Here is a 25544-nt window from a genome sequence, read left to right on the forward strand (position 1 = left end):
CATGATCGGACTGCCGGACACCATCACCGCCTGTCTGTTCGACCTCGACGGCGTGCTGACCGGAACGGCCGTGCTCCACCGTGAAGCGTGGAAACGGACGTTCGACGAGTTTCTCCGCAGCCGGGACGGCGACACGTTCCGGGAGTTCACCGACCACGACTACGCGGCCTTCGTCGACGGCCGCCCGCGCGCCGACGGCGTGCGCGAGTTCCTGCGCTCCCGCGACATCCAGCTGCCCGAGGGCTCGCCCGACGACGGCGTGGACGAGCCGACCGTGAACGGCGTCGGCAACCGCAAGAACGAGCTGGTCCTCAAGATCATCGAAGAACGCGGCGTGAACCCCTACCCCGGCTCCGTGCGCTACCTCGAAGCGGCGAAGACGGCCGGCCTGCGCATCGCCGTGGTGACGTCGTCGGCCAACGGCGCGAAGGTGCTCGACGCCGCGGACCTGACGAAGTTCGTCGAAGCCCGGATCGACGGCCTGGTCATCCGGCGCGACAACCTCAAGGGCAAGCCCGCGCCCGATTCCTTCCTCGCCGGCGCGAAAGCGCTCGGTGTCGAGCCCGCGCACGCGGCCGTGTTCGAGGACGCGCTTTCGGGTGTGCAGGCCGGGCACGCCGGGCACTTCGGTTACGTGGTGGGCGTGAACCGCGCCGACCAGGCCGACGAACTGCGATCCCACGGCGCCGACGTCGTCGTCGACGACCTCGCCGAACTCCTGGAGAAGGCATGACCGAAACGCTGTTCGGCTACGAGTGCTCGCCGTGGGAGCTGCGCTGGCGCGGCCTCGACGTCGACGCGTTGCAGCGCACGGAGTCGGCGTTCGCGCTGTCCAACGGCCACATCGGCCTGCGCGGCACGCTCGAGGAGGCCGAGCCGCGCGGGCTGCCCGGCACGTACCTCAACGGCTTCTACGAGCAGCACGAACTGCCCTACGCCGAAGGCGGCTACGGCTACCCCGAGGAGGGGCAGACCGTGGTCAACGTGACCGACGGCAAGATCCTCCGGCTCCTGGTCGAGGACGAGCCGCTCGACATGCGCTACGGCACCGCGGTGGAGCACGACCGCATGCTCGACTTCCGCAGCGGCACCCTGACCCGCTCCACCGAGTGGTCCTCCCCGACCGGCCGGCGCGTGCGCGTGAAGACCGAGCGGCTGGTGTCGTTCACGCAGCGCGCGATCGCGGCGATCCGCTACGAGGTGGAGCCGGTCGACGAGGACCTGCAGCTCGTGGTCCAGTCCGACCTGCTGGCCAACGAACCCATCGAGTCCGACACCCGCGACCCGCGCGTCGCCGCCGCTCTCGACACGCCGCTGGTGTCGCAGTTCAACCGCGCGGCCAACTACCAGGCCGTGCTCGTGCACCAGACGCGCAACTCCGGTCTGCGCATGGCCGCCGCGATGGACCACAAGATCGAGGTCGACGACGGCATCCGCACCCGCATCCACAGCGAGGACGACCTCGCGCGGCTCACGGTCGCCGTCGACGTGCCGAAGGGCGGGCGCCTGCGGATCACGAAGTTCCTGGCCTACGGCTGGTCCGCGCAGCGGTCCGTGCCCGCCCTGCGCGCGCAGGTCGAGGCCGCGCTCGCCGGCGCGCGCCAGACGGGGTGGAAGGGGCTGATCAGCGAGCAGCGCCAGTACCTCGACGACTTCTGGGCCACTTCGGACATCGAGATCGACGGCGACCCCGAGCTGCAGCAGGCCGTGCGGTTCGCGCTGTTCCACCTGCTGCAGGCCGGGGCCCGCGGCGAGACGCGCGCGATCGCCGGCAAGGGCCTCACCGGCCCCGGCTACGACGGGCACGCGTTCTGGGACACCGAGACGTTCGTGCTGCCCGTGCTCACCTACACCATCCCCGACGCGGCGCGCGACGCCCTCGGCTGGCGGCACTCCACAATGGACAAAGCCAAGGAACGCGCGAAGCAGCTCGGCCTGCGCGGCGCGGCTTTCCCGTGGCGCTCCATCACCGGCGCCGAATGCTCCGCGTACTGGCCCGCGGGCACGGCGGCGTTCCACGTGAGCGCCGACATCGCCGACGCCGTGCAGCGTTACGTCAACGCCACGGAGGACGAGGACTTCGAGCGCACCTGCGGCGCCGAGCTGCTCGTGGAAACGGCGCGGCTGTGGGCTTCGCTGGGCCACTACGACCGGCACGGCCACTTCCGCATCGACGGCGTGACGGGTCCGGACGAGTACTCGGCGGTGGCGGACAACAACGTCTACACCAACCTGATGGCGCGCCGGAACCTGATCGCCGCCGCGCAGGTGTGCGAAAAGTTCCCCGACGTCGTGGAGCAGTTCGAAGTGGACATCGCGGAGCTCGACAGCTGGCGCTCCGCGGCCGACGCGATGTTCCTGCCGTACAACCAGGAACTCGGCGTGCACCCGCAGTCGGAGGGCTTCCTGGAGCACGACGAGTGGGACTACAAGGGCACCGACCCGGCGTTCTACCCGCTGCTGCTGAACTACCCGTACTTCGACCTGTACCGCAAGCAGGTCGTGAAGCAGGCCGACCTCGTGCTGGCGCTGCACCTGTGCGGCGACTCGTTCAGCCCCGAGGAGAAGGCCCGCGACTTCGCCTACTACGAGGCCCGCACGGTGCGCGACTCGTCGCTCTCGGCCGGCACGCAGGCCGTGATCGCGGCCGAGGTGGGCCACCTGGACCTCGCGTACGACTACCTGGCCGAGGCCGCGATGACCGACCTGCACGACGTGCACAACAACGTCCGCAACGGCCTTCACATGGCCTCCCTCGCCGGCGCGTGGCAAGGCACGGTCGCGGGCTTCGGCGGCCTGCGCGACCACGGCGGCCAGCTCTCGTTCGCCCCGCGCCTGCCCCGCCAGCTCGGCGGCATCACCTTCCGCCTGGCCTTCCGCGGCACCCGCTTCCAGGTCGCCATCCGCCCCGGCGAAGCCACCTACCACGTCCTCGAAGGCGCCGCCTTGGAGCTCGTCCACCACGGCGAGCGCTTCACCGTCACCACGGACCCCGTGACGCTCCCCATCGTCGACGTCGACCCGGGCGCCCCGCCGGTCCAGCCCTACGGCCGCGCGCCCCAACGCCGCGACGCGTCGAAATTGCGCCAGTTCGTTTCGCCGGAAGCCTGAGTTTCCGTCCCCGGCGGGCGCTCAGGGCGTCCGCCGGGCTCAGGCGTCCTCAGCGTCTTCAGTACCCGGCGGCGACTCCACTTCCTTCGTATCGCTCGGCGTCAGATCCGGCCCCGGCGCCGAGGGCACCTCGGAACGCACCCGGCTGGGATCGGGCAGCGTCAAGTCGTCTTCGTCGTCCTCAGCGCGATCCCGCGGAAAAAGCTCACGTGTCATACGTCCGGGATACTCCGTGACACCCTGGCCGCACCAGAGGTGTCACGCAGCCGGACGCGAACCCGTGCTGTCCGGGGTCGTGACGAGCGCGTCGAGCAGGGTGAGCAGCAGGCCGTCGCGCGTCGACCACGGACAGATCGCCATGCGTCCGCCCGCGATGGTCAGCAGCGCTTCCGCCACAACAGCGCCACCAAGCGCCTGCTGCGCCCGCTGGCGTGAGATGCCGGGCAACTCGGCCCGCTTCGCCGACGGCATCGCAGCCAGCCGCGGGATCCACACCCGCAAATCGTCGAGATACAGCTCCCGGTCCTTACCGGGGCGATCCCCCGCAAGCCGGGCCAGCTGACGCAGCACCTTCGAGCACCCGACCACCCGGTGGCCGGTGATGTGCTCGGCCGCATCCCCCAACGCGCCCGACACCTCCTCCAGCACGTGCTCGCGCAGCGCCCGGACCTTCTTGGACCGCACCGGCGGCTCGGCCGGCAGCCAGTCGCGCGTGACCGAGCGAGCCCCCAGCGGCAGCGAACGGGCGAAGTCGGCCTGCGAACCGCGCCCGGCCGACAGCTCCACCGTGCCGCCGCCGATGTCGAGCACCAGCAGCGGGCCCGCGGACGCGCCGTACCAGCGCCGGGCGCCCACGTAGGTCAGCTCGGCCTCGCGGCGCCCGGACAGGAACTGCAGCTCCACGCCGGTGTCGCGGCGGACGCGGCGCACCACTTCACGAGCGTTGGCCGCGTCGCGGATGGAAGACGTCGCCAGCGGGAACACGTCGCGCACGCCGTGCTCCTTCGCCACGGCCATGCCGCCGGCGACCGCCGCGGAGATGGCCGTGATGCCGCGCGGGCTCAGGCGGCAGTCGTCGTCGAGTTCGCGGTCGAGGCGCAGCCGGGTCTGGTGGCTCAGGGCGGGCTCCAGAGGTGTGCCCCCGGGCTCGAGTACGACAAGGCGGGCGCTGAACGAACCCACGTCCAGAACCCCTGCAGCCGGCCCCGCTATTTTGCGCACAGTCAGGCCTACCTCGCTTTCGCCTTCGCCGTCGTGTTCCCCCGGAAGACCTTTCCTACACCTGATGTGACCCATCAGAGGCGGATTTACGGTTTTCCCACCACAGCCGCCGAGTCCGAGGTGCGACTTCTTCGCACCTTCTTATTACGACATGGTAAACCGAACGCCTGAGCGAGACGGATTCGTCCCGCTCACCGGCGCGTCGACCCAGGTCAGCCGATGATCTCCTTCAGCTTCGCCACCGCCTCGACCCGAGCCTCGCGGCCGGACTGGAGTGGACTGACCACGAGCGTGGTCACCCCCGCTTCCGCGAACGCCGCCACCCGTTCCTTGACGTACGACGCGGGGCCCACGAGCGAGATCGCGCGCAGCAATTCCAGCGGCACAGCGGCCGCCGCCTCGTCCTTCTTGCCGTCGAGGTAGAGGTCCTGGATCCGGTTCGCCTCGGCCTCGAAGCCGTAGCGCTGGGCGAGGGTGTTGTAGAAGTTCTTGCCGCGCGCGCCCATCCCGCCGATGTAGAGCGCCAGGTGCGGCCGGACCTGGTCGAGCAGGTGCTCCACGTCGTCGCCGATCGCCAGCGCCGGGCCCGCGAACACGTCCAGCTCGCCCAGCGCCGGGTCGCGCTTGGCCTTGCCCTCGGCCAGCGCCTCGCCCCACACGTCGTTGGCCTTCTCGGGGTGGAAGAAGATCGGCTCCCAGCCCTCGGCCAGCTCCGCGGTCAGCGCGACGTTCTTCGGCCCCAGCGCCGCCAGCAGGATCGGGATCCGCTCGCGCACCGGGTGGTTGATCAGCTTCAGCGGCTTGCCCAGTCCCGTGCCCTGCTCCGGGGGCAGCGGGATGGTGTAGTGCTTGCCCTCGTGCACGACGCGCTCGCGCCGCCACACCTGCCGGCAGATCTCCACGATCTCGCGCGTGCGGGCCAGCGGCGCGTCGTACTTCACACCGTGGAAGCCCTCGATCACCTGCGGGCCCGACGCGCCCAGCCCCAGCGTGAACCGGCCGCCGGACACGAAGTCCAAGCCCGCCGCCGTCATCGCGGTGAGGCTCGGCGTGCGCGTGTAGATCTGGAAGATCCCGGACGCCAGCTGCACCCGCTCGGTCTTCGCCGCGAGGTAGCCCAGCTGGCTCACCGCGTCGAAGCTGTAGGCCTCGGGGACGAAGGCGATGTCGAGCCCGACCTTCTCCAGCTCGACGATGTCCGCCACGCTGTCGGCGAACCCGCCGGAGTAGTTGATGCCCGTCCCGATCCTCATCGCGCTCCTTCGTTCCCACGGCTCAGCGCACCGGCCTGGCTAAGCGTGCGCTTAGCCTAGCGACGCGCGCCCCGATGGGCCACGACCGGCACGATCACCCCGGCTCGGACCGGCAGCCGACGATCCGCAGGGCGAACGTGCCGTAGAGCGCGGCCACCTCGGCCGCGGTGTAGTGGCCGTCCGGGTGGAACCAGGCCTTCGCGTTGTTGCCCATCTCCAGGATCGCGAACGAGGCCACCCGCGGTTCGGGCACGTCGAACAGGCCCTGCGCGCAGCCGCGGTCGACGATGGCGAGGATCTGCGCGCCGTAGGCATCGCGTTTGTCGATGATCGCCTGGCGCAGCGGCGGTTCGAGGTTGCGGATCTCGCTGTTGCAGACCGTGACCTCGGCGGGGTTCTCGAGGAAGTCCAGCACCGTCACCTCGGTGGCGCGCCGCAGCTGGTCCGCCAGGTCGGTCACGCCGTCGAGGGCGGTGGCGAGCGCGGCCAGGGCGCGGTCCATCGCCACGTCCATGATCCGGTAGAGGAGATCCTGCTTGGACGTGACGTGGTTGTAGAGGTTCGGCGCGGAGACCGCCAGGACCTGCGCGATGTCCTTCATCGAGGTGCCGCGGTAGCCCCGGCTCGCGAAGAGATCACGAGCGGCTTCGTGCACGGCGTGCGGCGAGACGGCCGTTGACTTGGTCACAGCTCCAGACTATCGTCCCTTTTCACCCATTAATGAACGTTAATTAACCATCGATCGGCGACGCCTGCCGATCGATCTCGCGAACGGCCGACTCCAGCCACAGCCACGCGGCCGCCCTCGCTCCTGAATGCCGACGCAGTCATCAGGTTCGGACGGCGTTTCCCGCCGTCCCCAAAGCAACGAGGAGAGGTACATGGCGAGTGAGCTGACGCCGGACCGAGCACGAGGAACGTCGAGATCCGCGACCGCACAGGGTGCGCCCGGAGAGCCGTCGAACCGAGCACGTCCACCGATGCGGCGGGTCGCCCTGTCGGTGCTGATCGGCACGACCATCGAGTGGTACGACTTCCAGCTCTACGGGATCGCCGCCGCCCTGGTCATCGCCCCGCTGTACTTCCCGTCCGCGGACCCGCTCGCCGGCTCGTTGCTGGCGTTCTCCACCTTCGCGATCGGGTTCGGGGCGCGGCCGATCGGCGGCATCATCCTCGGCCACTTCGGCGACCGGATCGGCCGGAAGAAGATGCTGGTCCTGTCCCTGACCATGATGGGCTTCGCGACGTTCCTCATGGGCGTGCTGCCCACCTACGCGCAAGTGGGCGTGTGGGCGCCGATCCTCATGGTGCTCTTGCGCCTGGTGCAGGGTTTCGGAGTCGGAGGCGAATGGGGCGGCGCCGTGCTCACCGCCGTGGAGTACGCCTCGCCCCGCAAGCGCGGCCTCTACGGCAGTCTCCCCCAGATCGGCGTCCCGGCCGGGCTGGTGCTGTCCACCCTGGTGTTCCTGCTGGTTTCGCAGCTGCCCGAGCAGCAGTTCATGGCGTGGGGCTGGCGGATTCCGTTCCTCATCAGCATCGTGCTGGTGGCCGTGGGCCTCGTCGTGCGGTTGCAGCTGCGCGAGACGCCGGTGTTCGAGAAGGTCCGGGAACGCAAGGAGGCGCAGCGCGCGCCGCTGATCACCGCGATCCGCGCGTACCCCGCGCAGATCCTGCTCGCCATCGGATCGATGATCAGCACCGGCGCCTATTACTACATCGTCAACACCTACGCCCTGAGCTACGCCACCTCGGCGAAAACGATGGACCGGGGCTCCTTGCTCACCGCCATCATGGTTTCCGGCGTGGTCGCGTGCGTGGCACTGCCGTACTTCGGCTCGATGAGCGAACGCTTCGGCCGGCGCCGCATGATCCTGATCGGCCTCGCCGCGATGGCGGCGTGGATCTACCCGACGATCCTCGCGGTCGCGAGCGGCAACTTCGCCGCTGTGCTGGGGGCTTACCTCGTGGGCGCGATCTTCTTCAGCATCAGCTACGGACCGCAGGCCACGTTCATCGTGGAGATGTTCGACGCCCGCGTGCGGTTCAGCGCCGCGTCGACCAGCTTCCAGATGGGCGTCCTGCTGGGTGGCGCGCTCGCCCCGATCATCGCGGCCGCCCTGGTCCGGGCCACCGGCTCGGTCGTCTCGGTGGCCGTCTACGTCTGCCTGGTGTCGCTGCTGTCGCTCGGCTGCGTGCTGGGCGTCAGCCGGGCGGCCCTGGCCCGAGGGAGTGCCGACCTCGACTCCGTGTGATCACTTCCATCCCCGATCACCTCGGAGTTCTCGGCTGCGCGGATCCACCCGCGCGCTCCGGGGGCCGTGCCCACGCGGGTGCGGCCCCTCGGAGTTTCCCCCGCTTGCTCCTCGGCCGTCCACGACGGGGACCCCACAACGGACCCTGCGGCCGGCCGGCGCGACGGGAGACGCCGGGGAGCAGCACGAGCCGGTGGGTGCGGCGCTCGCCGCGGCGTTCCCGGCTAGCTTGCTTCTCCGCGAGGGGCCGCCACGGGTCGTCGACCACCTCGGCCGGGTCGGTGCCCAGCTCTGCGGCGAGGCGGCCCCGGTGCTCGGACCACAGGCGCAGCCTGGTGGCGCGAACCAGCGCGCGGTCGTCGGTCGTGATGTCGACTTCCGTGACGTTGAAGAGCTCGTGCTCGTCGAGGTTCGCGGATCCGACGGTCAGCCACTCGTCGTCGACGATGCCGAGCTTCGCGTGGACGTACACCGAGGCGGCCCAATCGCCGTCGTGCGCGCGTGAGCCGGAAGTCCGCGCTCGCGTGCCACCCGGCGCCGTCGACCTGCGTCGCCTGTGTCTTCGGTTCCGGGCATGACCGCGACCGGTCAGGTCCGGCGCGCTCGGCCTAGCGTGGCACGACCCGGCCGGTCACCTCCCCGAAGCCGATCCGGGTGCCGGACGGCCCGGGTGCGGTGGCGCTGATCGAGACCTCGTCGCCGTCTTGCAGGAAGGTGCGCGTTTCGCCGTCGCCCAAGGGGAAGGGTTCGCGGCCGCCCCAGCTCAGTTCCAGGAGCGAACCGCGCTGTTCCTTGGCCGGGCCGGTGACGGTGCCCGACGCGTACAGGTCGCCGGTCCGCAGGCTGGCGCCGTTGACGGTGAGGTGCGCGAGCTGCTGTGGTGCGGTCCAGTACTGCGTGGCGAAGGGCGGGCTCGACACCAGGTGGCCGTTGATCCGGATCTCCAGCGCCAGGTCCAGCCCCCACGGCTCGGTCACCCGCAGGTACTCCAGCGGCTGCGGTTCCTGCGCCGGCTGCGGCACGCGCGCGTGCTCCAGCGCGGCCAGCGGCACGATCCACGGGGCAACCGACGTGGCGAACGACTTCCCGAGAAACGGTCCCAGCGGCTGCGACTCCCAGCCCTGGATGTCGCGCGCGGACCAGTCGTTGACCAGGCACACGCCGAACACGTGCGTCGCGAAGTCCTCGACCGGAACGGGCGTGCCCAGCGTCGACGGGGTGCCCACCACGAAGCCGACCTCGGCCTCGATGTCGAGCAGCTTCGACGGCCCGAACGACGGCTCCGTGGCCGTGCGCGGCTTGCGCTGCCCCGACGGCCGCACGACCGGCGTCCCCGACACCACGACCGTGCCGGCCCTGCCGTGGTAGCCGATCGGGAGGTGCTTCCAGTTCGGCATCAGCTCGTCGTCGGCGCCGCGGAAGATCTGCCCGGCGTTGATCGCGTGCTGCTCGCTCGAGTAGAAGTCCACGTAGTCCGCGACCTCGAAGGGCAGGTGGTTCGTGATCTCCGCGCGCGGCACGAGGTGCGGGCGCACCTGGTCGGCGTAGCGCCCGGCCGTGAGCCACTCGCGCACCTGCTCGCGCGCGTCGTGCCACGTCGCGGGTCCGGCCGCCAGCAGCGGGTTGAGCACGCCGCTCGTGAGCAGCTGCGCGAACGGCGCCGCCGCTTCCTCGGCCGCGGCCGACAAGTCGAGCACGTGCTCGCCCACCGCCACGCCGACGCGGCGTTCGGGCTCGCCACCGCGGGAGAACACGCCGTAGGGCAGGTTGTCGAGCCCGAAGTCCGTGTCCTCGGGCAGGTCGAGCCAGGTCACCGCGCGACCCCCGCCCGCCGGGCGGCGATCCACTCCGTCACGAGGGTGTCCAGTGTGGACAGTGGCAGGTTTCCGTTGCCCAGCACCACGTCGTGGAACTCGCGAATGTCGAAGTCCGCGCCCAGGGCCTCCTCGGCCGCAGCGCGGACGCGCTCGATCTCCAGGCGCCCCACCATGTAGCCGAGCGCCTGGCCCGGGTTCGCGACGTACCGGTCGATCTCCGCCTCGATCTCGATCCGCGCCATCGGCGTGTTGGCCACGGCGTAGTCCACGGCCTGCTGACGCGTCCAGCCCAGCGCGTGCAAGCCGGTGTCGACCACGAGCCGCGCGGCGCGCATCGAGTCCTGCGTGAGCATGCCCAGGCGCGTGACGTCGTCGGAGTACAGGCCCATCTCCTCGGCGAGGCGCTCGGAGTAGAGGCCCCAGCCCTCGATGTAGGCGTTGAACGGCACCAGCCGCCGCAGCAGCGGCAGATCCGTGAGCTCCTGCGCGAACGAGAGCTGGAAGTGGTGCCCCGGCACGGCTTCGTGGAACGCGATCCCCTCGCTGGTGAACCGCGGCCGCGAGCTCGCCTCGTGGGTGTTGGCGTAGTACGTGCCCGGGCGCGAGCCGTCGAGCGACGCGGGCAGGTAGTAGGCGATGGTGCCGCTGGCCGCGTCGGCCTCGGGCACCGGCGCCACCACGCACTTCGCCGCGGGCACGCGCGAGAACCACTGCGGCGCAACGGCTTCCGCCCGCGTGATGGCGGCGCGGGCGCCGGCCAGCAGCTCCTCGCCGTCGCGCCAGCGCAGCGCGGGATCGCTGCGCAGGTGCTCGAAGATCTCGGCGAGGTCCTCGGTGCCGAACACCCGCCCGCCCAGCTCGCGGTACTCCCGCGCCAGCTTCTCGGCGATCCGCAGGCCCGTGTCGTGCAGGTCCTGCGCCGTGCGGTCGGTGGTGGTCTCGGCGCGGATCAGGCCCTGGTACTTCTCCTGCCCGCCCGGCAGGTGCCCGATGCCCGGCTCGGTCTCGGGCTTGGCGACCGGCGCCACCTCGTCGGCCAGGAACGCGCGGTAGCGCGCGAACGCCGGACGCACGACCTCGGCCAGCAGCCGGTCGCGCTCCTCGGCGAACCCGGCGACCTCGACCGCCGGCGTGACCCGCAGCGGGTCGGCGTCCCCGGCCGCGAGGTAGCGCTCGACGTACCCGATGCCCACGCGCACCAGGAAGTCCGGCGGCGCGAACCCGTCGGCCACGGTGGCGCGCTGGGCTTCGATCACGGCGTCGAGGTAGCCGCCGATGCCCGCGAGCCGGCGGAGGTAGCCTTGCGCCTTCTCGTCGTCCTCGGGCACCAGCGCGGAGAGGTTGGTGATCAGGTACAGCGCCGGCGAACTGAACCCGTCGCTCACGGCGAACCCGGCCAGCCGTGAGTCGAGCGTGTCGACGACGCCGCGGGCGCGGGCGATCACCACGTCGCGGGTCACGGCGTCCGTGGCCGAAAGGCGGGCCTGGTCGATCGCCTCCGCGCGATCGGCGAGGTCGGCGAAGCGGGTGCGGAAGCTGTCGGTCGCGGCGAGGCTCGGGTCGGGCAGCACACCGTGGTCGCCGGGCAGGCCGTACATCGTGCGCTCCAGCGGCGCGCGTTCGAACTCGAGCTCCAGCAGGTCCTCGGCCAGGCCCGCGACGGTGTCCCCGTGGCCGGCGACCCAGTCGGTGACCACCGTGTCGAGCACCGACAGCGGCAGCGCGCCGCCGGAGAGCACCACGTCGTGGAACGCGCGGACGTCGAACTCACTGCCCAGCCGGGTCTCGGCCGCGGCGCGGATCCGCTGGATCTCCAGGCGCCCCACCAGGTACGCGAGCGCCTGGCCCGGGTAGCCGATGTAGCGGTCGATCTCCGCCTCGATCTCCAGCCGGCCCATCGGCGTGTTCCCGACGAGGTAGTCGATGGCCTGCTGCCGGCTCCAGCCCAGCGCGTGCAGCCCGGTGTCGACCACGAGCCGCCCGGCGCGCATCGACTCGAGCGTGAGCATGCCGAGCAGCGAGACGTCGTCGGAGTACAGGCCCATTTCGTCGGCGAGGCGCTCGGTGTAGAGGCCCCAGCCCTCGACGTAGGCGTTGAAGTCGCCGAGGCGGCGCAGCAGCGGCAGGTCGGTGAGCCCGAGCGCGGTGCTCAGCTGGAAGTGGTGGCCCGGGATCGCCTCGTGGAACGCCGTGGCCTCGGCGGTGTGCCGGAACCGTTCGGTGGCCTCGTAGGTGTTCGCGAAGTAGGTACCCGGGCGCGAGCCGTCGACGGCCGGCGGCATGAAGTACGCGGGCGGCGCGCCGGGCGCGGAGTCCTCCGGCACGGCCTCGACCATCCACGGCTGCGGCGGAATCGTGCCGAACCACTTCGGCGACTCGGCCGCCGCACGCGTGATGGCCGAGCGCGCGGTGTCGAGCAGCTCCTCGGCGCTCGTCCAGCGCAGCTTCGGGTCGGTGCGCAACCGCTCGAAGATCTCCTGCAGGTCGCGGGTGCCGAACACGCGCTCGCCCAGCGCCTGGTATTGCTCCACCTGGCCCGCGATCACCGCGAGGCCGGTGTCGTGCAGCTCCTGCGGCGAGCGGTCGGTGGTGGTGTGCATGCGCGCGAGGCGTGTGTAGATCTCGTCCCCGCCGGGCAGCCACGACACGCCCGCGCGGTCGTCGGGCCGGCCGTGGGCCAGCACCTCGGCTTCCAGGAAGTCGCGGTACTCCTTGAACGCCGGACGCACGACGTCGCGCAGCAGCTCCTCGCGCCGGCTCGCGAACGCCTCGTCCGGCGCCGGCTGGCGCAGCAGCGGGTCACCCGCCGGTTCGGCGAGGTACCGGTCGACGTGGGCAATCGCGCCCTTCACGAGCCGCTCGACGGGCACCAGCCCGGCCTCGATGCCTTCGCGGTGCCGCAGCACGACCGCGCGCAGGAAGGCCGGAATCTCCGCCAGCCGGTCGAGGTGCACCGAGGACTTCTCCCCCGGCAGCACGGGCACCATCGGCAGCGCCGAGAGCAGCCCCGCCGCGGGGCCGACGAACAGGTCGGTCACGGTGAACTCGCCGAAGCGGCTGTCGATCAGGTCGAGCTTGCCCTCGATCGAGTTGATCACCACCTCGCGCGTGACGCGGTCCGTCGCGTCGAGCTCGCCGGCCTCGATCGCCCGCGCCCGTTCCAGCAGACCGGCGAGCCGCTCGCGGTACGCGGCTTCGGCGGCGGCGCTCGGGTCGCCGAGCCCCGGCGCGTCGGGCTTGATGCCCAGGATCGCGGCGGAGAGCGGTTCGAAGCCGAACATCTCGCCGACGAGCTCGTCGGCGAGATCGGTGACGACGGTCATGGGTGCGGACTCCCGGGGTTCGGTGGTGCCGTGCGATTCCGACCCTAATGGAGACCGGGGCGCCGGGGTGGCGTTCCGGCACGAACGTCCCGTTCACCCATTGTGAACGGCGGATCCGCGCCGTTGCCGACACCCAGAGCCACCGAATCCGGGGCGCCGCCACCGGACCGGGCGATGCGGCCCGGCCTTGCCGCGCGCGGGCCGGCCCGGAAGGTAGCGTTCCCCGGGTGGCCGTGACCGATCCCGCCGATGTCCGCCTGCTCGCCGCCCTCGCCGAGCTGGGCAAAACGGCCGTGCACGACCTCGCCGCGAAGGTGGGCATGGACCCGCGTGAGGTCGCCTACCGCCTGGTTGCCTTGTCCGGCAGCGGGTTGCCGCTGCTCGTCGGCGTCGAGAGCGATCCCTCCGGGCTGCGCGCGGCGATCGCGGGGGCGCCGCCGTCGTGGCAGCAGGCCCCGCCGCCCTCGGGCCCGATGCCCGTCGCCGCACCCGGCGGACGGCCCGGCCCCGGCCTGCCGCCCGGCCCGGGCCCGGGGATGCCGCCGGGACAAGGGTTCCCGGCCGCGGCCCCGCCGAGCGCCCCCGTTCCGCGTCCCGGGAACGGACCCGGAACGCCGGGTGCGCCGTCCGTCCACGGTGGACCGTCGGGACCCGGGCCGGGCGTGCCGTCCGGCCCGTACGGCGTGTCTTCGGGACCCTATGGCGTGCCGTCGGGCCCGTACGCACCGCCGCCGCTCGACCCCGCGCTGAGCACGTGGGGCGTACCGCAGACGGCGTCCTGGGCGCGCGGCGACGAACCGCGCCGCGCGGGCCCGGCCGAGGGCAAGCGCGGCCGGATCGGCGAGACGCTCGCGACGCAGGGCCTCGAAGGCGAGCAGCTCACCGTGCAGCTGCTGGAGGTGCAGGACCCGGCCGACTACCTCTTCGGCGCCGCCGGCTACCGGCTCGACGCGGGCGAGCGGGCGGTGGTCGTGCACACCGAGATCACCAACCGCGGCAACGTGCCCTTCGCGTCGCTGCCCGACAACTACCTGGAGCTCGTCACAGCCGACGGCACGACGGTCGCCAAGGCGCCCGTGTCACTGACCTCCCGGCCGCCGCACAAGATCGGCGTGCGGCCGGGCGAGACGCTCGGCGGCCACACCGTCTACGTCATCCCGGACGCGACGCGCGTGGTCTCGGTGCGCTGGAGTCCCCGGCCGGAGCCGGACGACCGCACGCTGACCTGGGCCGTCGAGGGCTAGTAGCTCTCCTCGCGCAGGATCTCCAGCGCGCGGGCGAGGTCGTCGGGGTACTCGGCCTCGAACTCGACCCAGCGGCCGTCGGCCGGGTGCGCGAAGCCGAGGGTACGGGCGTGCAGCCACTGCCGCGTGAGCCCGAGGTGGCGCGCGAGCACCGGGTCGGCGCCGTAGGTCAGGTCGCCCACGCAGGGGTGGCGCAGCGCGGAGAAGTGCACGCGGATCTGGTGCGTGCGGCCCGTCTCGAGCTTCACGTGGGCCAGCGACGCGGCGCGGAACGCCTCCACTACCTCGTAGTGCGTCACGCTCGGGCGCCCGCCGGCGACGACGGCGAACTTGTAGTCGTGGCGCGGGTGCCGGTCGATCGGCGCGTCGATGGTGCCGCGCGTCGGGTCCGGGTGGCCCTGCACCACTGCGTGGTAGCCCTTGTCGACGGTGCGCTCCTTGAAGGCGCGCTTGAGCACCGTGTACGCGTGCTCGCTCTTGGCCACCACCATCACGCCGGTGGTGCCCGCGTCGAGCCGGTGCACCACGCCCTGGCGCTCGGCGGCGCCCGACGTCGAGATGCGCAGGCCCGCGGCGGCGAGCCCGCCGACGACTGTGGGCCCGGTCCAGCCGGGGCTCGGGTGCACCGCGACGCCCACGGGTTTGGAGATCACCACGATGTCGTCGTCGTCGTGGAGGATCTTCATGCCCTCCACGGGCTCGGCGATGACCTGGATCGGGGACTCCGGCTCCGGCAGCGTCACTTCGAGCAGGCCGCCGGCGGTCAGGCGGTCGGACTTGCCGGCGGGCCGGCCGTCCACCAGCACGTCGCCGGTCTCGGCGAGCTCCGCCACCACCGTGCGGGACAGGCCCAGCAGCTTGGCGAGGCCGGCGTCGACGCGCATGCCGTCGAGCCCGTCGGGGACGGGCAGCAGGCGCGCGGTCACGCGGTCTCCTTCTTGCTGTTCTTGTCGCGGGTCGAGGTGCCGTCGTAGTCCTTGCCCAGCAGCGACAGCAGGACGATGAGCACGCCGCCGACGCAGATCGCGGAGTCGGCGATGTTGAAGATCGCGAAACCCTCGCCGTTGGGGGCGAAGGCCGAGATGAAGTCGATGACGTGACCGCGCAGCGGGCCGGGGGCCCGGAAGATGCGGTCGGTGAGGTTGCCGAGCGCGCCCGCGAGCACCAGGCCGAGGCCGATGGCCCAGCCGACGCTGCGCAGCCGCCGCGACAGCCAGATGATGGCGATCGCCACCGCGGCCGCGACCAGCGCGAACACCCACGTCATCCCGGAGGCCATCGAGAACGCGGCGCCGGAGTTGCGGATCACCTGCAGGTAGATCAGCCCGCCGAGAACGCGCACCGGCTCCTTGCCCTCGAGGTTGGCCGCCACGAGGTTCTTCGACACCAGGTCGATCACCCAGATCACGGCCGCGACCGCGAACACCAGCCCGACCCGGCGCTTGGGCAGCAGCACGGCCGCCTTCTCGGCGGCAGGCTCTTCGGGAGCCGCGTCGCCGGTCACCGCCGGTTCGGGGGCATCGGCGGGCTCAGCGCCTTCGGACAGGCCGTGTTCGGACGAGGAGGACTCGGTGCTCACGCCCCCATTGTCCACGCCCCGGGCTCACCCGGTCGCGGCGGCAGGCCGTGACCGCCACTTCGCCGGTCCGGCGACCACCGCGAACGCCGTCGCCAGCAGGATCGCGGCCGACAGCACGACCCCGCCGAGCCCGGGCAGCACCACGGCCGCGACCAGGGCGAAGACCACCGCGACCACCAGCACGACAACGCTGCGCTCGTACCACGCGAGCACCACCAGCCCCAGCGTCGCCAGCGCGGGTCCGCGCAGGTCCGCGCCGAGACCGAGCCAGCCGAACGCGGCCAGGTCCAGCACCGGCACGGCCAGCACACCACCGGCGACGAGGGCGGCGAACCGGCCGGTGCTCGGGGCCTTCCCGGCCCGCACGTACCCGGCCAGCACGAGTGCCACCACCACGGCGAGCGCGATCGGCCAGCCGAGCGCCGTCGCGTACGTCGACGGCGGCAGCGGCACCTGGTCCTGGGTGAGGAACTGCAGCCCTCCGGGGCCGGGGTCGGGGCCGAGGAGACCTCCGGGGACCCGGTGGACCGGGTCCGCATGGAGATCACCCTGCGCCCCGTGTTCGGCGGTCGCGAGCTGCACCGCCGCCAGGATCAGCTCGGCGAACCCCAGCGCCGCCAACGGAACCCAGAACCCCCACGCTCTCCCCATGCGGGGAGCCTAGCGAGCGCCTCAGGCGCAGAACGGAGGAAGCTCCCGCGGGTCCCCCACCGGCGCCCAGCGGCCGTCGACCTTCGTGTACTCCCAGCGGGCGCCGCGGGCGACGATCTGGCGCAGCGCGAGCACGAGCCGGTCCACGTGCTCCTCGGTGCTGCCCAGGCCGAGGCTCACACGCACGGCCTGCTGCCCGTCGCGGCCGCATTCGCCGATGAGGCGCTTGGTGGCGACGTGGGCGCAGAACGCGCCGTCGCGCACGCCGATGCCGTACTCGGCCGAGAGGACCGCGGCGAGCCAGCCGGGTTCGAAGCCGTCGACGACGAAGCTCACCGTGCCCACGCGGTCCACGGCTGCGTCGAACAGGCGCAGCTCGGCGCAGCCGGGCACGCCGGCCAGGCCCTTGCGCAGCCGTTCCAGCAGCGTGGCCTCGTGCTCGCCCACGGCGGTCCAGTTCGCGGCCAGCTGCTCGCACGCGACGCCCAGCGCGTAGACCCCGACGGTGTTCGGCGAGCCGGCCTCGTGCCGTTCGGCGCCGGTGTTCCACACGACGGCGTCCTCGGTCACGAGCTTCGTCGCGCCCCCGCCGGCGAGGTACGGCTCGGCAGCGCGCAGCCAGTCGGACCGGCCGATGAGCGCGCCGGCGCCGAAGGGTGCGTAGAGCTTGTGCCCCGAGAGCGCGACGTAGTCGACGTCCAGCTCCCGCAGGGAGATCCGGCGGTGCGGCGCGAGCTGCGCGGCGTCCAGCGCCACGCGCGCGCCGTGTTTCCTTGCCACGGCGGCGATCTCGGCGACCGGCAGCAGCTCACCGGTCACGTTCGACGCGCCGGTCACCACCACGAGCCGCGGTCCTTCCGGGCAGGCGGCGAGTGCTTCGTCCACAACGGACACCGCGGCCAGGCGCGTGCGCGGCAGCGGCACGCGCCGCACATTCGGGCCACGCCAAGGCAGCAGGGCCGCGTGGTGCTCGGTGTCGAACACGACCACCGACGTGCGCCGCGGCAGCGAGCGGGCCAGCAGGTTGAAGGAATCCGTGGTGTTGCGCGTGAACACGACGGTGTCGGTGGCGCGCGCGTCGACGAACCGGCGCAGGATGTCGCGCGTGCGCTCGTAAAGCCGCGTCGACACCTGCGACGCGAAGCCGGCGCCGCGGTGCACGCTCGCGTACCAGGGCAGGAACTCGTCGACCGCGGAGCGGACCGCGTCGAGACACGGCGCGCTCGCCGCGTGGTCGAGGTTCGCGTAGCCGATCTCGCCGCCGGTCACCAGCGGCACCCGCAGCGCCGCCCCCGCGACGCCGGGAATCCCCTGTGCGGCAACGGTTTCGGTGTTTCCAGCGGTACGGTCCAGAGCGAGCGTCATGGCGGTGCCTCCTCGGCAGTCCGGGGGACCCCCGGCGAGGGGCCCGCGCTTGCCTGTCGCACAACGCGACCGGCCCGGTCTTCACCCGGGGCACCCCACCGCGGTAGGAGGGTTGCCGGCCAGCAAGCCGGGGCTGAACGCTGGCACTCATGACCTGTTGATGAAGGTAACCGAACGACGCCCCGTGACGCCAGAGGTGTCCCGTGAGCTGAGACGGCGCTCACAGACCGGCGATCACCGCCGCAGCGCGCGGAAGGCCTCCGTCTGCTCGCGGATCGCGCGCTCGGCCGGGAGCCGTTCGATCGAGGAAGCACCGAAGAAACCGACGATCCCTTCGGTGTGGTCGAGCACGTACTGCGCGTCTGCGGGTTCGGCGATCGGGCCGCCGTGGCACAGCACGAGCACGTTCGGGTTCACCCGCTTGGCCGCGTCGTGCATCGCCTGCACCCGGGTGACGGCCTCGTCGAGCGTGACCGCCGTCTGCGCGCCGATCGTGCCGCTGGTGGTGAGCCCGAGGTGCGGCACCAGCACATCGGCTCCCGCGCGGGTCATGTCGGCGGCCTGCTCGGGGTCGAAGACGTACGGCGCGGTCAGCAGATCGCGTTCGCGGGCCAGCGCGACGAGGTCGACCTCCAGGCCGTAACCCATGCCGGTCTCCTCGAGGTTCTGGCGGAACACGCCGTCGATCAGCCCGACCGTCGGGAAGTTCTGCACGCCGGCGAACCCCATCCGCTTGAGCTCGTCGAGGAACGGGCCCATCAGCCGGAACGGATCGGTACCGTTGACGCCCGCCAGCACCGGCGTGTCGCGCACGACCGGGAGCACCTCGCGCGCCATGTCCACGACGATGCCGTTGGCGTCGCCGTAGGCCAGCAGCCCGGCGAGCGAGCCGCGGCCGGCCATGCGGTAGCGGCCGGAGTTGTAGATGATCAGCAGGTCGATGCCGCCGGCCTCGGCGGCCTTGGCGGACAGGCCGGTGCCCGCGCCGCCGCCGATCACGGGCCAGCCTTGCGCCACCGCGGCGGTGAGCCGGGCCAGCGCTCGTTCGCGGTCCACGTCAGGACCTCCCTTCGCCGATGAGCCGGTGCAGTTCCCGGGCGGCGGCCGCGCCGAACCCGGCGTCGTTGATGGCCTCTTCGCGCCGCGTCACGATCGCGGCGCTGCCGGAAAGCGCTTCAGTGAGGTGGGCGAACAGCTCGGCGTCCGCCGCCGGGTCGTGGAACGGGCCGTCCGGAACGTCCACAGCGGACACTCCGCCGAGCGGCAGGAACACCGACACGGGCCCTTGTGCCGCCCGGAGTTTGCGCCCGAGCAGCGTGCCCAGCTCCGCGGATTCCTCCGCGGTGGTCCGCATCAGCGTGACGGTCGGGTTGTGCACCAACAGGTTCCGGCCCGCGAACCGCTCGGGCACGGTGTCGGCCGGGCCGAAGTTGACCATGTCGAGTGCGCCGACGCTGACCACCTGCGGCAGTCCCGCGCGCCCGGCCGCCTCCAGCCGGTGCGGGCCCGCGGAGAGCACCCCGCCGACGAGCTCGTCGGCCAGCTCCGTCGTGGTCAGGTCGAGCACACCGGCGAGCAGGCCGTCGGTCACGAGCTTCTCCATCGCCCGGCCGCCGGAGCCGGTCGCGTGGAACACGAGCACCTCGTAGCCGAGCCGTTCGAGCTCGGCGCGGGCCTCGTCCGCGGCGGGGGTGGTGACGCCGAACATCGTCACCGCGACCACGGGCCGGTCGGTGGTCTCGCGGCCGGTGTCGTGGTGGCGGGCCATGGCGGCGATCGCCGCCGCCGCGTTGCCCAGCACGGTCTTCGACACCGAGTTGAGCCCGGCGATGTCGACCACGGAGTACATCAGCGTCACGTCGGTCTCGCCCACGTACGGGCGGACGTCGCCGGACGCCATGCTGGAGACCAGCAGCTTCGGCAGCCCCACCGGCAGCTCGCGCATCACCGCCGCCGCGATCGACGACCCGCCCGAGCCGCCGACCGCCAGCACGGCGTCGACCCGGCCCTCGTCGAACAGCCGCCGGACGGTCACCGCCGCACCGCGCGCCATCGTCTCCACGGCGTGCCCGCGGTCGCCTTCGAGGGAAGCGAGGTCGACGCCGGCGGCGCGGGCCACCTCCTCGGCGGGCACGTCGGCGCCGTCGGACGGGGACGACCCGGCGTCGACCAGCAGCGTGTGCACGCCGTCGATTTCGAGGCGGGTGCGCAGCCAGTCGTATTCGGCGTGTTTCGTGTCGAGGGTGCCGACGAGGCAGACCGTGGCCATGTCCGCCATCGTCGCCCCGCGGCAGGTGCGGCCGCTGGGCCACTTCGCCGGAAGTGGTCCAAACTTGCTGGTGAAGGAGGTGCCCATGCACCGGGTCACGGCCGCCGAACTGGTCCGGCTGCTCGGCGCTTGGCGCGGCGGTGGCCCGACGCTTCCCGCCGCGCTCGCCGCCACGCTGGGCGAGCTGGTCGACTCCGCCGTGCTGCCCGAGGCCGCCGTCCTGCCCGCGCAACGGCCGCTCGCGCGCGCACTGGGTGTCTCCCGGGGCACGGTGACCTCGGCGTACGACCAGCTGGCGGCCGGCGGACGGCTCACGGCCGAGGCCGGCTCCGGTTCGCGGGTGCGCCGGCGCCAGCCCGGTGGCCCGGGCGTGTCCGGTGGCCGGCTCGTTTCGTTCACCGGCTCGGCCGCCCCGGCGGACCTGTCGAGCGGCGCCCTGCCCGGCTCGGCCCTGACCGCCGACGCGCTGGCCGAGCTCGGCCCCGCCGACCTGGAGCCCTATCTCGGCACCGACGGCTACTTCCCCGCCGGCATCCCGCGGCTGCGAGCCACGATCGCGCGGCTGCTCACCGACGACGGCGTGCCCACCGACCCCGAGCAGGTGCTGGTGACCGCGGGCGCCCAGCAGGCCGTGTGGCTCGTGGCGCACACGCTGGTCACGGCGGGCGACCTGGTCGTCGTGGAGGAACCGAGCTACCGCGGCGCGCTCGAGGCGTTCGCCGGGGCCGGGACCCGGCTGCGGGGTATCCGCTGGACGGCCGACGGAATCGACCGCGACCAGCTGCGAGCGGCGCTGCGCCGCTCCCCCGCGCTGCTGTACTGCCAGCCGTCCGTGCACAACCCGACCGGCGAGCGGATGCCCGCGGCGGCGCGGCGCGAGCTCGGCAAGCTGATCACCGCCGCGGGCCTGCGCACGGTGGAGGACCGCAGCAGCGCCGATCTGGCGTTCCGCGGGCCTGCGCCGGGGCTGGCCGCGCACGTGCCGCCGGAGCTGCTGGTGAGCATCGGCACCGCGTCGAAGCTGTTCTGGGGCGGCGTGCGGATCGGGTGGATCCGCGCGGACGCGCCGACGATCGCGCGGCTGACCGAGGCACGCAAAGCGATCGACCTGGGGTGCTCGGTCGTCGACCAGCTGCTCGCCGCCGGGTTGCTGCGCCGCGTGGCCGAGGCCCGCGAGGCGCGGCGCGCGCTGCTCGCCGCGCGCTGGCAGTCCACTGTGGACGTCCTCGGCCGCGTGGTCCCGCACTGGCGCTGGACGACACCGGCCGGCGGCACCGGGCTGTGGGCCGACACCGGCGAAGACGCCGTGCGCCTCGCGCAGCGCGCGCTCGCCGCGGGGGTGAAACTGGCGCCGGGGCCCGCGTTTTCGGTCTACGACGGGTTCCGGACCCACCTGCGCCTGCCGCTGTGGCACGCGCCGCGAGACCTGGAGCCGGTACTCGCCTCGCTGCGGTGACTCAGCGGCCCAGCTCGCCGCGCCAGCGCGCGAGCCGCCCGGCCCGGTCGACGGCGCGGATCCGGCGCTCGGTCGCGTCGCGGACGCCGGCCGTGGTGACCACCAGCAGCTGGTCGTCCTCCTGCAGGCGGCTGGTCTTCTGCGGCGTGAACCCGGAACCACGGCGGACCACGAGGCTCACGGTGGCGCCGACGGGCAGGCCGAGCTCGGAGATGTACACGCCGTGCAGCTTCGAGCCCTTCTGGATGCGCACCTGCAGCAGCTCGGCGCCGAGCTCGTCGAGCGGCGCCGCGTCGACCTCGATCTCCTGGGCCTCGGCGCTCTTCGTGAGCCCGAGCCAGCGGGCGAACGGCCCGAGCGTGGCCCCCTGCAGCAACGTGAGCACGATGACCAGCACGAACACCGCGTCGACGAGCCGGCTCGCACCGGGCACGCCCTGCGAGAGCGGGATCATCGCGAGCACGATCGGCACGGCGCCGCGCAGGCCCGCCCACGAGAGGAACGTCTGCTCCCGCCACGGCAGCCGGAACGGCAGCAGCGAGATCACCACCGACAGCGGCCGCGCGAGCAGCAGCACCACCGCGCCCGCGACGAGACCGGGCACCAGCGTCTCCAGCAGCCGGCTCGGCGACGCGAACAGCCCGAGCAGCACGAACAGCCCGATCTGCGCGAGCCAGCCGAGGCCTTCGGCGAACGAGAGCGTGTCGGAGCGGTGCGGCAGCTTGGAGTTGCCCAGCACCAGCCCGGCGACGTAGGTGGCGAGCAGCCCGGACGCGTGGGCCAGCTGACCGGAGGAGTACGCGAGGATGCACACGGCCACCGTGGCCAGGGGGTACAGGCCGGTGGCCGGCAGCGCGGCCCGGCGCAGCGCCATCGCGCCGAGCCAGCCGAACAGCAAACCGATCACGAGCCCGGCGGCGAGCTCGTAAACGACCAACAGCGGCAGGGTCCAGTCCACTGTGTCCCCCGACGCGAGCACGATCACCGCGATGTACGCGGGCGCGTCGTTGAGGCCGGACTCCAGCTCCAGCGTGCCGACGAGTTTCGGGCGCAGCCCCACCGAACGCAGCACCGAGAACACCGCCGCCGCGTCGGTCGACGCGAGCACCGAGCCCCACAGCAGCGCGAGCCGCCAGTCGAGCCCGAGCAGCCAGTGCAGCGCCGCGCCGGTCACCGCGATGCTCACGACCACGGCCACTGTGGACAGCAGGATCCCCGGCCCCAGCGAGGGTTTCACGGCCTGCCACCGCGTGGTGAGCCCGCCTTCGGTGAGGATCATGACGAGCGCGGCGAGCCCGAGCGACTGCGTGAGGCCGGGATTGTCGAACTGGATGCCGATGCCCGATTCGCCCAGCGCCACGCCGATGCCGAGGTACAGCAGCAGCGACGGCAGGCCCAGCCGGATCGACACGCGCACGGCGACCACCGACGCGAGCAGCACCACTCCGCCGACGCCGAGCAGCAGGGGAAGCTGATCCATCTCCGCCCCCTCCGGTCTCCGTGGGCTTCCAGGATAGAGAGACGGGGGCGTTCACCCGTTCGTGCACCACCGGACAACTCGGGCAAAGTGGTGTGTTAGGACACTCGGTCGCCACCCAGTGTCGCCAGATCGACACCGAGTGCGGCGAACGGCTTCTCCGCGGCCGGCTTCAGCCGCACCGCGCGTTGCCGGTCCCGGGTCACCCATCCCGCGTCGACGGCCCGCGCCAGGATCGCCGCGGGGACGGCGCCGGCGAGGTGGTCGCGCCGCTCCGTCCAATCCAGACAGTCGCGCAGCAGCGGGCGCCGGCCGCGTTCCGGCACGGCGACCCCGATCTCGTCGAGCACCTCGCGCCCGGCCGCCGTCAGTGTCAGCCCGTCGCCGGTGCCGACGATCCCCTTGGCGATCAAGCCTTCGCGCAAGGCGACGCCGACGGTTCCGGCGAGGTGGTCGTAGCAGCTGCGCGCGAAACTCAGCCGCTGCGTGCGCAACGACGCCTTCAGCCCGACCGGTTCGCGGTGCTCGGCGTGCTGCGCCAGGTGCTCGATCAGCTCGGCGACGCGCGGGTCGGCGATGCGGACGTACGTGTGCCGGCCCTGCTTCACCCGGGCGACGAACCCGGCGTCGTGCAGCCGCGTCACGTGCTCGCTCGCGGTCGACACCGCGATCCGCGCCGCCGCGGCCAGCTCGCTGATCGTCCAGGCGCGCCCGTCGAGCAGGGCGAGGCACATCGTCGCCCGGCTCGGGTCGGCGAGCACCGCGGCCACCTCGGCCAGCGCGACGGTCTCCATGCCCCCACCGTAGGAGCCCGACGCTTCGGCCGCCGCCGAAGCGCTATTTCAGGTGTCGTTTCACGCGTGTCATTTCACGCCGGCGAGGAACTTCGCGCCGAGCGTCACGGCCGGGCCGGAGTCGTTGCCGCCCTCCAGGAACACGCAGAACGCGACGTCACCGCGGTAGCCCACGAACCAGCCGTGTGCCTCGGCGCCGTCGCCGAACTGCGCGGTGCCGGTCTTGCCGTAGACGGTGCCCGAGCGCGCCAGGCCGGTCGCGGTGCCGCCCGTGACGACCTCGCGCATCATGGAGCGCACCGAGGCCAGCACGCTCGCGGGCGGCGCGTGGTAGCCGTCGTTGACGGTCGTGGCGGAATCGGCGTCCAGCCACAGCTTCGGCGTCACCGCCTTGCCCGCGGCCACCGTCGCGGCCATCACCGCCTCACCGAAGGGGCTGACCTGCACGGTGCCCTGGCCGATGCCGTCCTCCACCTGCTCGTCGGCGCTGCCGGCGGCGCCGACCTTGCCCATCTCGGTGGTGAGGCCGGGGATGTCGAAGTCGGCGTTGAGGCCGTACTGGCTCGCGGCGTTGGCGAGCGCGTCCGGCGGCAGCTGCGAGGCGAGCTGGCCGAAGGAGGTGTTGCACGAATGCGCGAACGCGCGGTGCACGGTGGTCGTGCCGAGGTCGAAGCCCTCGTTGGAGATCGTGCGGGTGCCGATCCGCGCCGTGAGCGGGCACGCCACCTGCGAGTCCTTCGTGACGACGCCGGCCTCCAGCGCCGCCGTCGCGGTCGCGATCTTGAACGTCGAGCCCGGCGCGTACAGGCCGTTCAGCGCCGAGGGGCCGGTGCCCGCCGCCGCGTTCTGCGCCACCGCGAGCACCCCGCCGTTGGACGGCTGGATCGCCACGATCACGGCCTTGCCGCGGTAGGAGTCGACGGCCGCCTGCGCCGCCTTCTGCACGGAAACGCTCACTGTGGACTTCACTGCCTGCTGCCCGCTTTCGGTCTTGCCGAAGAGCGTTTCCAGCGCCTTGCCCGAGGTGTCGACCCGCTCCACCGCGAAGGTAGCGGACGGCGTCGACGTGCCCTGTCCGGTCAGCGCCTGCGTGAGCAGCGGGAACTTCGCGGCGGGATCCAGGTGCGTGCCACCCGGTCCGCTGATGACCACGGGCTTGCCGTCGCGGTCCACCACCACGGCCTCGTCGGCCGCCGCGGTCGCGATCACGAGCCGCTGCCCGGCCTGCAGCTTCGGGTGCAGCGCGGCGGGGGCCCAGTGCACGCGCCAGCTGTCGCCGGAGTGCACGAGGTCGAGGCTGCCGTCGTAGGACCACACGTGGCCGGGGCCGAGGTCCCAGGTCAGGGTGTACGCGGCGGTGCTCTTCGGCGCGTTCGCGGCGGCGTCGCTCACCTTGCCGAGCTTGGCCTGCAGCCCGTCCGGTTTGAGCGTGTCCCAGGCGTCGCGCAGTGCGGCGGCCGCGCCGTGCGGGTCGTCGGTCAGCAGGCTCGCGTCGTCGGTGTCGTGGCCCGCGAAGTCCTTCAGGTAGAGCTGCGCCGCCGACGTCGGATCCGGGGCGACCGGTCCCGCCGCGACCGAGGTCCCGGTCGGCTCGGCCGCCGCCTCGGGCGCCGGCGAACCGCCGGTCAACAACACCACGGCCGCCACCACGATCGCGACCATCGCGACCGCGCCCCCGATCAGGACGGCTCTCTTACCGGCAGGACTCACTTGTGACTCTCCCCCAGGCCCG

The 25544-nt window shown here is 72.5% G+C and carries 20 protein-coding genes and 1 riboswitch; of the genes, 5 read left to right on the plus strand and 15 right to left on the minus strand.

What is annotated here, in order from left to right:
• The first annotated feature begins 1 nt into the window (after position 1).
• The gene (locus ACFY1H_RS25110) at positions 2 to 733 is read left to right on the plus strand and encodes an HAD family hydrolase (protein ID WP_386950045.1); all 732 of its coding nucleotides are present in this window, start codon (positions 2 to 4) and stop codon (positions 731 to 733) included.
• Complete coding sequence (locus ACFY1H_RS25115; RefSeq protein WP_386950048.1) at positions 730 to 3111, plus strand: glycoside hydrolase family 65 protein; 2382 nt, start codon at positions 730 to 732, stop codon at positions 3109 to 3111. The genes ACFY1H_RS25110 and ACFY1H_RS25115 overlap by 4 nt, the downstream gene beginning before the upstream one ends.
• 258 nt (positions 3112 to 3369) lie before the next feature.
• Here ACFY1H_RS25115 and ACFY1H_RS25120 read toward each other — a convergent pair whose 3' ends face one another.
• The 3 genes from ACFY1H_RS25120 to ACFY1H_RS25130 all read right to left on the minus strand — a co-directional run bounded on the left by ACFY1H_RS25120 (position 3370) and on the right by ACFY1H_RS25130 (position 6273).
• Positions 3370 to 4332, minus strand: a complete 963-nt coding sequence (locus ACFY1H_RS25120) for an exopolyphosphatase (RefSeq protein WP_366582136.1) — start codon at positions 4330 to 4332, stop codon at positions 3370 to 3372.
• Positions 4333 to 4544: 212 nt separating this feature from the next.
• Complete coding sequence (locus tag ACFY1H_RS25125) at positions 4545 to 5585, minus strand: LLM class F420-dependent oxidoreductase (RefSeq protein WP_386950050.1); 1041 nt, start codon at positions 5583 to 5585, stop codon at positions 4545 to 4547.
• A 94-nt stretch (positions 5586 to 5679) separates the two neighbouring features.
• On the minus strand, positions 5680 to 6273 hold the full coding sequence (locus tag ACFY1H_RS25130; protein ID WP_366582138.1) for a TetR/AcrR family transcriptional regulator: 594 nt from the start codon (positions 6271 to 6273) through the stop codon (positions 5680 to 5682).
• A 292-nt stretch (positions 6274 to 6565) separates the two neighbouring features.
• Here ACFY1H_RS25130 and ACFY1H_RS25135 point away from each other — a divergent pair, with 292 nt between their 5' ends.
• Positions 6566 to 7837: an MFS transporter gene (locus ACFY1H_RS25135; protein WP_366582139.1), complete on the plus strand. Its 1272-nt coding sequence runs from the start codon at positions 6566 to 6568 to the stop codon at positions 7835 to 7837.
• 16 nt (positions 7838 to 7853) lie between these two features.
• Here the strand turns inward: ACFY1H_RS25135 and ACFY1H_RS25140 are convergent, their stop codons facing one another.
• The 3 genes from ACFY1H_RS25140 to ACFY1H_RS25150 form a co-directional block, all read right to left on the minus strand.
• Complete coding sequence (locus ACFY1H_RS25140) at positions 7854 to 8309, minus strand: phospholipase D-like domain-containing protein (RefSeq protein ID WP_386950055.1); 456 nt, start codon at positions 8307 to 8309, stop codon at positions 7854 to 7856.
• A gap of 136 nt (positions 8310 to 8445) precedes the next feature.
• A complete protein-coding gene (gene fahA / locus ACFY1H_RS25145; protein ID WP_386950058.1) occupies positions 8446 to 9651 on the minus strand; it encodes a fumarylacetoacetase in 1206 nt (401 codons plus the stop codon).
• On the minus strand, positions 9648 to 12977 hold the full coding sequence (locus tag ACFY1H_RS25150) for a DUF885 domain-containing protein (protein WP_386950061.1): 3330 nt from the start codon (positions 12975 to 12977) through the stop codon (positions 9648 to 9650). Before ACFY1H_RS25150 ends, fahA begins: the two co-directional genes overlap by 4 nt.
• A gap of 227 nt (positions 12978 to 13204) precedes the next feature.
• On the opposite strand from ACFY1H_RS25150, the gene ACFY1H_RS25155 reads away from it, so the two are divergent.
• On the plus strand, positions 13205 to 14221 hold the full coding sequence (locus ACFY1H_RS25155; RefSeq protein ID WP_386950064.1) for an AsnC family protein: 1017 nt from the start codon (positions 13205 to 13207) through the stop codon (positions 14219 to 14221).
• On the opposite strand, the gene ACFY1H_RS25160 is transcribed toward ACFY1H_RS25155, so the two are convergent.
• The 6 genes from ACFY1H_RS25160 to ACFY1H_RS25185 form a co-directional block, all read right to left on the minus strand.
• Positions 14218 to 15147 carry an RluA family pseudouridine synthase gene (locus tag ACFY1H_RS25160; RefSeq protein WP_386950067.1) on the minus strand — a complete coding sequence of 310 codons (930 nt, stop codon included), beginning with the start codon at positions 15145 to 15147 and terminating at the stop codon, positions 14218 to 14220. The genes ACFY1H_RS25155 and ACFY1H_RS25160 overlap by 4 nt on opposite strands.
• Positions 15144 to 15800 (minus strand): signal peptidase II, encoded by a 657-nt coding sequence (lspA, locus tag ACFY1H_RS25165; RefSeq protein WP_386950070.1) that lies wholly within the window; start codon positions 15798 to 15800, stop codon positions 15144 to 15146. The genes ACFY1H_RS25160 and lspA overlap by 4 nt, the downstream gene beginning before the upstream one ends.
• Before the next feature lie 24 nt (positions 15801 to 15824).
• Positions 15825 to 16451 (minus strand): hypothetical protein, encoded by a 627-nt coding sequence (locus ACFY1H_RS25170; RefSeq protein ID WP_386950073.1) that lies wholly within the window; start codon positions 16449 to 16451, stop codon positions 15825 to 15827.
• Positions 16452 to 16472: 21 nt separating this feature from the next.
• On the minus strand, positions 16473 to 17816 hold the full coding sequence (locus ACFY1H_RS25175; RefSeq protein WP_366582146.1) for an aminotransferase class V-fold PLP-dependent enzyme: 1344 nt from the start codon (positions 17814 to 17816) through the stop codon (positions 16473 to 16475).
• 40 nt (positions 17817 to 17856) lie between these two features.
• A riboswitch (SAM riboswitch) is annotated at positions 17857 to 17971 on the minus strand.
• A 79-nt stretch (positions 17972 to 18050) separates the two neighbouring features.
• Positions 18051 to 18872, minus strand: coding sequence for a phosphoenolpyruvate hydrolase family protein (locus tag ACFY1H_RS25180; RefSeq protein ID WP_386950076.1), 822 nt, complete (start codon positions 18870 to 18872; stop codon positions 18051 to 18053).
• 1 nt (position 18873) lies between these two features.
• Positions 18874 to 20085 (minus strand): Tm-1-like ATP-binding domain-containing protein, encoded by a 1212-nt coding sequence (locus tag ACFY1H_RS25185; RefSeq protein ID WP_386950079.1) that lies wholly within the window; start codon positions 20083 to 20085, stop codon positions 18874 to 18876.
• An 85-nt stretch (positions 20086 to 20170) separates the two neighbouring features.
• Here ACFY1H_RS25185 and ACFY1H_RS25190 point away from each other — a divergent pair, with 85 nt between their 5' ends.
• Entirely contained in the window at positions 20171 to 21541 is a 1371-nt protein-coding gene (locus tag ACFY1H_RS25190; RefSeq protein WP_386950082.1) for a PLP-dependent aminotransferase family protein, read from the plus strand.
• Position 21542: 1 nt separating this feature from the next.
• Here ACFY1H_RS25190 and ACFY1H_RS25195 read toward each other — a convergent pair whose 3' ends face one another.
• The 3 genes from ACFY1H_RS25195 to ACFY1H_RS25205 all read right to left on the minus strand — a co-directional run bounded on the left by ACFY1H_RS25195 (position 21543) and on the right by ACFY1H_RS25205 (position 25522).
• Positions 21543 to 23021, minus strand: coding sequence for a potassium/proton antiporter (locus ACFY1H_RS25195; protein WP_386950085.1), 1479 nt, complete (start codon positions 23019 to 23021; stop codon positions 21543 to 21545).
• Between the two features lie 95 nt (positions 23022 to 23116).
• Positions 23117 to 23812 carry an ArsR/SmtB family transcription factor gene (locus ACFY1H_RS25200; protein ID WP_386950088.1) on the minus strand — a complete coding sequence of 232 codons (696 nt, stop codon included), beginning with the start codon at positions 23810 to 23812 and terminating at the stop codon, positions 23117 to 23119.
• Positions 23813 to 23881: 69 nt separating this feature from the next.
• Positions 23882 to 25522: a penicillin-binding transpeptidase domain-containing protein gene (locus tag ACFY1H_RS25205; RefSeq protein ID WP_386950091.1), complete on the minus strand. Its 1641-nt coding sequence runs from the start codon at positions 25520 to 25522 to the stop codon at positions 23882 to 23884.
• Positions 25523 to 25544 lie beyond the last annotated feature (22 nt).

Source organism: Amycolatopsis sp. NPDC001319 (assembly GCF_042896185.1).
Classification (GTDB): domain Bacteria; phylum Actinomycetota; class Actinomycetes; order Mycobacteriales; family Pseudonocardiaceae; genus Amycolatopsis.